An 8948-nucleotide genomic window follows, 5' to 3' on the forward strand; every position below is an offset into this window, starting at 1 on the left:
GAGAGTGGCTCTATGATATATACGTCCGGCGCATGAGCGACCGGCTGAAGGACCTGGAGCTGTTCGTCCGCGTCGCGGAGACCGGCAGCTTCTCGCGCGCCGGGCGCGAGGCCGGCTACGCCCAGCCGACGGTGTCGCGGATGATCGGCGCGATGGAGGCCAGGCTCGGAGTCAAGCTGCTCACCCGCACGACGCGCAAGGTGGTGCTCACGGACGCCGGGACGGCGCTTCTCGAGCGCGCGCGCACGGCGCTGGCGGAGGTCGAGGAGGCGGAGAACGCGGCGCGCGGCGCCGACGCGCTGTCGGGCACGTTGAAGGTCGCGACCCCCGTCACCTTCGGCGCGCGCGAGGTCGTGCCGGCGCTCGGGCCGTTCCTGGAGGAGCATCCCGGCCTCACGGTGGCGCTGCTCATGGCGGACCGGCGGGTCGACCTGGTGGAGGAGGGCGTGGACCTCGCGATACGCCTGGGACCGCTGGGCGACTCCAGCTTCGTATCTCGGCGGCTGGCGAGCGCGCCGCGCTTCGCTGTGGCGAGCCCCGGCTACGTCGCCAGGCGCGGCGAGCCGCGGTCGCCGTCGGACCTGACGGGCCACGACGTGCTGTCCGGCCAGGCGTCGGGCGGCGAGGTGTGGACGTTCCGCCACGCCGGCACGGGGGAGACCTCGGTCAGGCTGCAGGCGCGGGTGGCGGCGACGTCGGTCGAAGGCGTGCTCGCGGCGGCGCGCGCGGGATTGGGCGTCGCGGCCGCCTCGCTGTTCGCGTGCCGCGACGAGCTGGCGTCGGGCGAGCTCAGGCGCGTGGTCGCCGGCTACGAGCTGCCACCGATTGACGTGCACGCGGTCATGCCGGGCGGGCGCCGGCCACCACGTAAGGCGCGCGCCTTTCTAGATGCGCTCGCCGCGTTCCTCGGCGAGCGCGGGGGTCCACCTCCCGGCTCAGACTGACGAGGTCACGACATGTCTTACGCCACTTCCGCTCGGCAGGCCTTCATCGACATGCTCGGCACTCTCGACCACCTGGCCGGCAGGGCTGAGGCGGCCGGTATGACGGATGACGTTTTGTCCGAGAAGCTGACCGAGGACATGTTCCCGCTGGAGCTGCAGTTCCGCGTCGCGGTGAACCAGGTCCTGCTTGCGCTCAACCAGGTCGGCGGAGCCGAGGCCTCTCTCCACGAAGCTCCATACCGCTCGCTTGCGGACGTGCGTCACGGGATCGCCCTGGCCCGCGCCCAGGCCGAGCGCTTCGGACCGGCCGGATGGGCGGAGGCCGACGAGACGGTCGATCTCACGCTGCCGAACGGCGTCCGCTTCGTCATGTCCGCGGAGGCGGACATCCGCGACTGGATCATGCCGAACTTCTATTTCCACGTGACGATGGCCTATGCCCTGCTGCGCAAGGCCGGCGTGCCGCTGGGCAAGATGGACTTCCTGCCGCACATGAAGAGACATTCGCGACCGCGCCCAGCATAAAGGCGCGCGCGCCGGCTCGGGACTCCGAGCTCGTCGCTGCGGAGCCGGGCTGGACGTGGGCGGTGGACCGTTCACTCCACCGATCACTCCGCCTCGCCGGCGTCCGGCTCGCGGGCGGTGCCAAGCCACTCGCTCGGATGCTCGATCCGAGCGTTCGAACCGGCACCAGCGGCTGCGACCGGCCAAGCCGACCCTGCAGGATTCGGGCGTGGCAACCCGGCCGCGCATGGAACCCATGCGGAACGGGCATTTCACGCGTGCGAGGCGAAAGCGCAGATGAAGGCTCCCAACCCAAGGAGCTCACCCATGTCCCACCTTCCCATGATGCCCGTCCTCGATCGCAGCGGCTTCGCGCCGGTGGTCGGCACCGCCGTCTCCATGATCGGCATGCTGGTCCTCGTCGGGACCTCGCTCGTCCACATGATGGCCTGAACGGGGGCGGCCCGGCCGCCCCTCCCGTCCCTCCAGCCCGAGAGCAGGACGCATGAGCACCATCGACACCCTCGATCCGCGCCGCAACTTGAGCCGCGCCGAACCGCACGTCGTGATCGTCGGTGCCGGCTTCGGCGGGCTGGCCGCCGCCCGGGCGCTGCGCGGCTCCGGCGCGCGCGTCACCATCGTCGACCGGCAGAACCACCACCTGTTCCAGCCGCTCCTCTACCAGGTCGCGACCGCCGGGCTGTCGCCCGCCGACATCGCCGCGCCCATCCGCAGCGTCGTCGCCCGGCACGAGCGCACGCAGGTGCTGCTCGACGAGGTGACGGGCGTCGACGCCGCCGCCCGCCGCGTCCGCCTCGCCAGCGGCGCGACGCTCGCCTACGACCACCTCGTCGTCGCCACCGGCGCGCGCCATAGCTACTTCGGCAACGACGCCTGGGAGGAGCACGCGCCCGGCATCAAGACCATCGACGACGCCACCCGCGTCCGCCGCGACGTCCTGCTCGCGCTCGAGCGCGCCGAGACCGAGCGGCAGGAGGACCTGCCGCGGCGCGCCGAGCACATCACCTTCGCCGTCATCGGCGGCGGCCCGACCGGCGTCGAGATGGCCGGCGCGATCGCGGAGCTGACCCGCCACGCCGCCGAGATGGACTTCCGGCACATCACCCGGAACTGCGTGCGCATCGTCCTGGTCGAGGCCGGGCCGCGGCTGCTCGCCACCTTCCCCGAGTCGCTCGGCGTCGCCGCGAAGCGGTCGCTGGAGGAGCTGGGCGTCGACGTGCGGCTGGATGGCCGCGTCACGGACGTCACCGCCGACGGTCTGACCGTGAACGGCGCCTTCCTCCCCACCGCCGCGACGATCTGGGCGGCGGGCGTGCAGGCCTCGCCCGCCGCCCGCTGGCTCGACGCGCCCGCCGACCGCGCCGGCCGCGTGCTGGTCCAACCCGACCTCAGCGTCCCCGGCCTGCCGGACGTGTTCGTCGTCGGCGACACGGCCTCCATCTCACGCGCCGACGGCCGCCCGGTGCCCGGCATCGCGCCCGCGGCCAAGCAGCAGGGCCGCCATGTCGGCCGCGTCATCGCGGCGCGGATCGCCGGTCGCCCGACACCCGGCCCGTTCCGCTACCGCGACTGGGGCAGCCTCGCCACGGTCGGCCGCAGCCACGCGGTGGCCGACTTCGGCAGCATCCGGCTCACCGGCCTGCCCGCTTGGCTGCTCTGGTCGACGGCGCACATCTACTTCCTGGTCGACTTCAGGAGCCGCTTCGTAGTCGGGGTGAACTGGCTGTGGAGCTATGTCACCTTCCGGCGCGGCGCGCGCCTCATCACCGGGCTGGGATCCGCCGACCGGGCGGGCGCCGCGCCCGACGCCGCCCTGCCGCCGCTCCGTCAGGTCGGCTGAAGCGCGACCGCCGCGCGGCGACGCGCAATATCGTGCCAGACACCGCCGGCGGGGCGGAGCAGTCGTCATGCCCACGCCGATCCGAAGCCAGGAGGGGCCATGCAGGCCCAGTCGACCGCCGACCTTCCGTCCACCCGCATCGAACTCGCGCCATGCCGTGCGGGCGACCTCGAGGTGCGGCTCGCGACCACGGCCGCCGAGGTCCGGGCCGCCCAGGCGCTCCGCTACGCCGTGTTCTACCGGGAGATGAGCGCGAGGCCGGACGCGGCGGCGCGGCTGTCGTGGCGCGACGCGGACGCGTTCGACGACAGGTGCGACCACCTGGTCGTGGTGGACCACGCTTCGGGTCCCGGCAGCGGCGACGGCGACGTCGGAGACGGCGAGATCGTCGGGACCTACCGGCTCATCGACGCCGGCGCCGCCACCGCGGCGGGCGGGTTCTACTCGGAGGGCGAATACGACCTCTCCCCGCTGCTGGCCCTGCGCGGACCCGACGGACGCAGGCCGAACCTGCTGGAGCTCGGCCGCTCGTGCGTCGCCCCGGCCTACCGCACCAGCGCGTCGATCATGCTGCTGTGGCGCGGCATCGCGAGCTATCTGGAGGCGGCAAGCATCGACTACCTGTTCGGCTGCGCGTCCTTTCCCGGCGTCGACCCGGATGCCATCGCGGCCGAGCTGGCGCTGCTGCATCACCGCCACCGGTCGGCCATCGGCGTGCGGACTCGCCCCGAGCTCCACGTGCCCATGGGCCGGGTCCCCGCGCACGCACTGGACGAGCGCGCCGCCTGGCGGAAGCTACCCCCGCTCGTGCGCGGCTACCTGCAGGCAGGCGCGTCAGTTGGCGACGGCGCATACATCGACCACCAGTTCGGCACCGTCGACGTGTTCATGCTGGTCGCTACCGCCGGCATCCGCGACCGCTACCGCGCAAGGTTCGCGCCCGAGGGCTGATCCCGGCGCCGCGGGCCGCGCCGGACGCATCGAAACCATAGCAACTCGCCATTTCCGCCCGTCGCGCGGCGGCCGTAGTCCCATGGCACGCCCCCCGTTCGGGAACCTGACCGGAGACGAACCATGGCCTTCATAGACTTTCAGGAGATGCCCGCGACCGGCCCGGCCGCCCGGCTCCGCACCGTCCAAGCGAAGGACGTCGCGACTCCCCCGACCGCGCCGGAGCCCGAGTTGCGGTTCGACCAGCTGGAGCGGCAGGTGCTGCTGCTCGCCCGACGGGACGGCGCATGGTCGCTCGGCGGTCGCGGCGGCGGGCTCGACGTGCTGCTGAAGCGCCTCTTCGGTGCCGCCCGGCCGAACGTCCTGGCCGATCCTCGGCTCGAGGCGCTGAGGCGCTTCGCCGTCACCGCGCGGGTCGGCGGGGTAGCCGCCGTCCGGCGGGAGGCGGCCGCCTTCCTCGCCGGCGGCTTTACCGCCGAGCAGCGCGACGCGGTCCTTGATCTGGGCTGGGCGCGGTGAAGGCGCTCGCGGGCCTGAGCACCGCCGCACCGCTGGTCGCCCTCCTAGCCGCGGCGCTAAACGCGACGCTCGGCGATCCCCTGATCTCGCTGGCCGCAGCGCTCGCGCTGACCGCCCCCGCGGTCGCTACGCTGGCCACGGTGGGAGGCGTCCGGGCGCGTCGCGCCTAGTGGCATGCCGACGCAAGCCGGCCTCCTCCGCCCGCGAGATCGGCGATGCGCGTCAGCCAAACGCGGCCGCGTCGTTGATGTCGATGGTAGCCGCCGACAGCACCTCCCGCGCGCGGTCCTCGAAATCATCGCCGTCGCGCGGCCATGCGGCGATGGTTCGGTCCCGAGCACGCAGGACATCGACGATCACGGGTCGGAAGAAGGCGACCGCGGCGGTCAGCCAGCCGTTGACGAGGGCGTCCCCGCCCGCGCCGGCCAGGTCAAAGTGGGGCAGCAGCGGGGCGATCGCCTCGGCCGGGTAGAGCCACTCGTCGGTGACCCATCTGTTGACCGTGAAGATGCGAAAGGGAAGCCCGTCCATGCCGATCGCGATCGCTGCGACGTGGACCACGTCGGCCCCGGTCGACACGCCGCCAACAGGCCCGGCGATCGGCTCGCCCGTCAGCAGGGTGCGATCCAGAAACAAATGGAAGTGGCCGTGCTCGCCCTCCTCCCTCTCGCCGGGCGGGTGCGCGTGGTAGAACCAGCGGGCACCCGAGTCCGGGTCGACGGCGTCGTCGGGCGGGTAGTGGTCCCAGACGACGAACGCGCCGCCCTCGGGGGCGACGCGGGTCATGAGGGCCACGCCCTCGCCGGCGATCCGGACCGTGGCCGCCACCAGCGCCTGGGCTGCCGCGCGGCGTTCGCGTGGTGTCATGCGGAGAGGCTCCATCCCTCCCGGGATCTTCGCTGGTGAGGTCTCGGCGGCGGACGGTGCCGGGGGAGGGAGCGGGCCCGTCCGCCGCCGATGCTCGGGTCAGCGCCGGGGCTTGGCGCTGCAGGGGTTCGCCGAGCAGGGGTTGGCGCGGGCGCTGCAGGGATTGGCGCTCGCGGAGCAGGGGTTCGGCTTGGCCTTGGCCGAGCAGGGGTTGGCCTTGGCCGAGCAGGGGTTGGCCTTGGCCGAGCAGGGGTTGGCCTTCGCCGAGCAGGGGTTCGCCTTGGCGGAGCAGGGGTTCGCCCGCGCCGAGCACGGGTTGGCCGCGGCCGCAGCGGGGGAACACGGGTTGCGGGTCTGCGCGCCGGCCGGGGCGGATGCGACGGCGAGGCCGCCCGCGACGGCGAGCATGGCGGCGAGGTTGAGGGTGGACTTCATGGGAAGGGTCTCCGGGGGTGGGTCGGTTGGTGTCGCCGACTTGGTCCGGTAAACCGGTCCCGCCTCGACACGGGTTCTTGTGCCCGCCACCCGGACGCGGCGGAAATGCCGTTGCCGCATCGGTTCCATGCGCGTCGAACATGAGTTGGCGAACCCGCAGACAGCGCGGCGCCTAAGCGATCGCAATTTCATGCTAGCCGCCGGGTAAGTCTAATCCATATCGTTTGTGCAAGGCACGAGGGAATTCGTCATGGAGATGCATCAGGTCCGCTACTTCCTGGCCGTCGCGCGCACGCTGAACTTCACGCGCGCGGCCGAGGAGTCGAACGTCACCCAGCCGTCGCTGACCCGCGCCATTCAGAAGCTGGAGGAGGAGTTCGGCGGCCTGCTGTTCCGGCGCGAGCGCGCCCTCACGCACCTGACCGACCTCGGCCGCCTCATGCTTCCGCACCTCGAGCGCGCCTACGACGCCGCCCAGGCGGCGAAGACGCTGGCCAAGGGCGTCGGCAAGGCGACGGTCGCCCCGCTCAGCCTCGGCATCGCCACGACGCTCCGCGGCACGCATTTCGACCAGTCGATTGCAGAGGTCGGTGAGAGCCTGCCCGGCTTCCAGCTCAAGATCTCGACCGGCGACGGCGAGCACCTGATGCAGGACCTGCTGCGGGGCGACCTCGACATCCTGATCCTGGCCGAGCCGCGAAACCCGCATGAGCGCCTGGACGTGGTGGAGCTGTTCCGCCAGATCTACGCCGTCGTCGCCCCGGCAGACCATCCGCTCGCGACCATGGAGGGCGCGGCCCTGTCAGACCTCGCCGACGTGACCTGGATTGAGGGCGACGCCGACATCATCGCCGAGTTCCGCGAGCACTGCTCGCGCGTCGAGATCGAACCGGACTTCCGTCACTCCGCCGGTAGCGGCGCGGATGTCGCGCGCATGGTAGTCGCCGGCCTGGGCTGCGCCATCCTCACCCGCGACGAGAAGCTGCCCGAGGGACTTAGCTTCGTCGAGATCTCCAACCTGGAGCTCGCCCGGCGCGTCGTGCTCGCGACAGTTGCAGGGCGTAAGCGCCCGGTTGCGGCCGACGCGCTGATCCGCGCGATCCGTGCGCGTGGTTGGGAGTGAAGTTCAGGACTATCTGCGGTCAACGACTTCCTTGTGACGTTGGAAAGACACTGGTGCCACATCGTCAACCGTGCTCGCTCCTCATGCTGATATTTGGCGATTGGATCCTTCTACCGAGCAATCGGCATTGCTCTAACCGGTCCCCAAAAGGTCGGCGATCGCCGGCTGCCAGTCGACACTCCAACGCCATGGTCAGAGAAGCACCACTTTATGCGGGCTCCGCCTCTACTTCGAAGCCTCCGACCCGACTTGGCCGGTCCGCGAGCGATGCGCCGCTGTTACGCGCTTAACGTGAGCGATGCTGCAACGAGCAAGTTCTGCCGTCTTGGCGATGCTCATGCCAGCCTCGCGAAGCGCTACTATGCGGCGGTGGTGGGCGAGGTCGGGCTTGCGGCCGGTGTACCGCCCCGCTCGCTTGGCGATCTCGATCCCCTCGCGCTGCCGCTCGCGCCGAGTCTCGTAGTCGTCGCGCGCGGTCTGCAGCGCGACCCGCAGCAGCATGTCCTGCACCGCCTCAAGCACGATGCGCGCCACGCCCGCGCTGTCCGCCACTAGGTCGGACAGGTCGACGATCCCCGGCACCGCCAGCCGCGCCCCCCTGCCCCGAATGGTCTCAACCAGCAGCTCGGCCTCCGGCAACGGTAGGCGGCTAATCCGATCGATTTTCTCGGCCACGATCACCTCGCCCGGCTGCAGGTCGGCAACCATGCGCAGCAACTCCGGCCGGTCCGGCCGCGCGCCGGACGCCTTCTCCCGGTACACGGCCGCGATATAGAAGCCGGCCGCCCGGGCACCCGCCACGATGCTCTCCTGCCGCGTCAGGTCCTGCTCGTCCGTGCTCACCCGCAGGTAAACCCGCGCCGCCCGCACCTCGTTACCTGCCACCTGTCATCGCTCCTGCCCGGCGTGCATGGGTACACCCGTAAGCGCCACCTCTGCCAATGCCGGCTCCGATACGCAAGGACCGGGTCTGTCGCGCCTAGCCAAGCTAGCCGGCTCTGCGTAGCCGCTTGCAGTCGAGATGAACGGCTCTGGTGCAGTTTTGCTTGTCAATGCACGATATGGCCGTCCATGGTCGGTCGATAGTGACAGTCGACTGCTGATCGTGGTACATAGTTTGCTAGTCAGGTCACATGAGCAGGATCGGTGCAGGTGGAAGCACAGCGGGTCAAGATCGTGGATGGTGGCAAGCTGGTGATCCCGGCATTGATGCGCCGTCAGCTCGGCATCGGCACGGGCGACACTGTGCTGGTCGATGTTGACAACGGCGAGCTTCGGGTACGGTCAGTGAAGCGGGCCATCGAACGTGCCCGCGCCATCCTCCGCAAGCACATACCCGAAGGGGAGAGCCTGGCCGACGAGCTGATTGCGGACCGGCGCCGCGAGGCCGAGCGTGAGTAGCAAGGTCGTCCTCGACGCGTCCGCGCTGCTCTGCCTTCTTAATGACGAGCCGGGCGCCGATAAGGTGATCGACGTGCTGACGCGCTCCGTGCTGGGCACGACCAACCTCGCCGAGGTCGTGTCGAAGCTGCGCGAACGTGGTCTTACGCTGGACGAGGTGCAGGAGGCGCTCGGCGGCTTGCACCTGGACGTCCGGCCGTTGTCGCCCTCTCAGGCCATGACCATCGGCGACCTTCGGCCGGCAACGATGTCAATCGGCGTCCAAAAAGGACCCCCTATCGGCGTGCAAAAGGGACCCCTTTGTCGAGCAGCGTGACGGGTATGACGGGCGCGCCGTTCGCGC

General features: G+C 70.9%; 12 protein-coding genes. 9 read left to right on the forward strand and 3 right to left on the reverse strand.

The features are described 5' to 3' along the window. Positions 1–32: 32 nt before the first annotated feature. The 6 genes from GGR88_RS14330 (at position 33) to GGR88_RS14350 (ending at position 4779) form a co-directional block, all read left to right on the forward strand. Positions 33–944 carry a LysR family transcriptional regulator gene (locus GGR88_RS14330; protein WP_096611555.1) on the forward strand — a complete coding sequence of 304 codons (912 nt, stop codon included), beginning with the start codon at positions 33–35 and terminating at the stop codon, positions 942–944. Positions 945–956: 12 nt separating this feature from the next. Further along, the gene (locus GGR88_RS14335) at positions 957–1469 is read left to right on the forward strand and encodes a DUF1993 family protein (protein ID WP_096611557.1); all 513 of its coding nucleotides are present in this window, start codon (positions 957–959) and stop codon (positions 1467–1469) included. A 306-nt stretch (positions 1470–1775) separates the two neighbouring features. Continuing rightward, on the forward strand, positions 1776–1901 hold the full coding sequence (locus tag GGR88_RS15555) for a hypothetical protein (RefSeq protein ID WP_280742702.1): 126 nt from the start codon (positions 1776–1778) through the stop codon (positions 1899–1901). Between the two features lie 52 nt (positions 1902–1953). Further along, positions 1954–3309, forward strand: a complete 1356-nt coding sequence (locus GGR88_RS14340; protein ID WP_096611559.1) for an NAD(P)/FAD-dependent oxidoreductase — start codon at positions 1954–1956, stop codon at positions 3307–3309. Between the two features lie 99 nt (positions 3310–3408). Next, positions 3409–4260, forward strand: coding sequence for a GNAT family N-acetyltransferase (locus tag GGR88_RS14345; protein WP_096611561.1), 852 nt, complete (start codon positions 3409–3411; stop codon positions 4258–4260). A 123-nt stretch (positions 4261–4383) separates the two neighbouring features. After that, positions 4384–4779: a hypothetical protein gene (locus GGR88_RS14350; protein WP_096611563.1), complete on the forward strand. Its 396-nt coding sequence runs from the start codon at positions 4384–4386 to the stop codon at positions 4777–4779. Between the two features lie 222 nt (positions 4780–5001). On the opposite strand, the gene GGR88_RS14355 is transcribed toward GGR88_RS14350, so the two are convergent. After that, the gene (locus GGR88_RS14355) at positions 5002–5646 is read right to left on the reverse strand and encodes a DUF6969 family protein (RefSeq protein ID WP_096611565.1); all 645 of its coding nucleotides are present in this window, start codon (positions 5644–5646) and stop codon (positions 5002–5004) included. A 99-nt stretch (positions 5647–5745) separates the two neighbouring features. Continuing rightward, the gene (locus GGR88_RS14360) at positions 5746–6081 is read right to left on the reverse strand and encodes a hypothetical protein (protein WP_096611567.1); all 336 of its coding nucleotides are present in this window, start codon (positions 6079–6081) and stop codon (positions 5746–5748) included. Between the two features lie 250 nt (positions 6082–6331). On the opposite strand from GGR88_RS14360, the gene GGR88_RS14365 reads away from it, so the two are divergent. Continuing rightward, complete coding sequence (locus tag GGR88_RS14365; protein ID WP_096611569.1) at positions 6332–7204, forward strand: LysR family transcriptional regulator; 873 nt, start codon at positions 6332–6334, stop codon at positions 7202–7204. A 225-nt stretch (positions 7205–7429) separates the two neighbouring features. Here GGR88_RS14365 and GGR88_RS14370 read toward each other — a convergent pair whose 3' ends face one another. After that, positions 7430–8074, reverse strand: a complete 645-nt coding sequence (locus GGR88_RS14370; protein WP_096611571.1) for a recombinase family protein — start codon at positions 8072–8074, stop codon at positions 7430–7432. 276 nt (positions 8075–8350) lie between these two features. On the opposite strand from GGR88_RS14370, the gene GGR88_RS14375 reads away from it, so the two are divergent. Next, a complete protein-coding gene (locus GGR88_RS14375) occupies positions 8351–8605 on the forward strand; it encodes an AbrB/MazE/SpoVT family DNA-binding domain-containing protein (protein WP_342449821.1) in 255 nt (84 codons plus the stop codon). Next, entirely contained in the window at positions 8598–8921 is a 324-nt protein-coding gene (locus GGR88_RS14380) for a type II toxin-antitoxin system VapC family toxin (protein ID WP_167956360.1), read from the forward strand. Before GGR88_RS14375 ends, GGR88_RS14380 begins: the two co-directional genes overlap by 8 nt. Positions 8922–8948 lie beyond the last annotated feature (27 nt).

The organism is Sphingomonas jejuensis, from assembly GCF_011927695.1.
In the GTDB taxonomy this organism is placed as follows: Bacteria; Pseudomonadota; Alphaproteobacteria; order Sphingomonadales; family Sphingomonadaceae; genus Sphingomonas_K; species Sphingomonas_K jejuensis.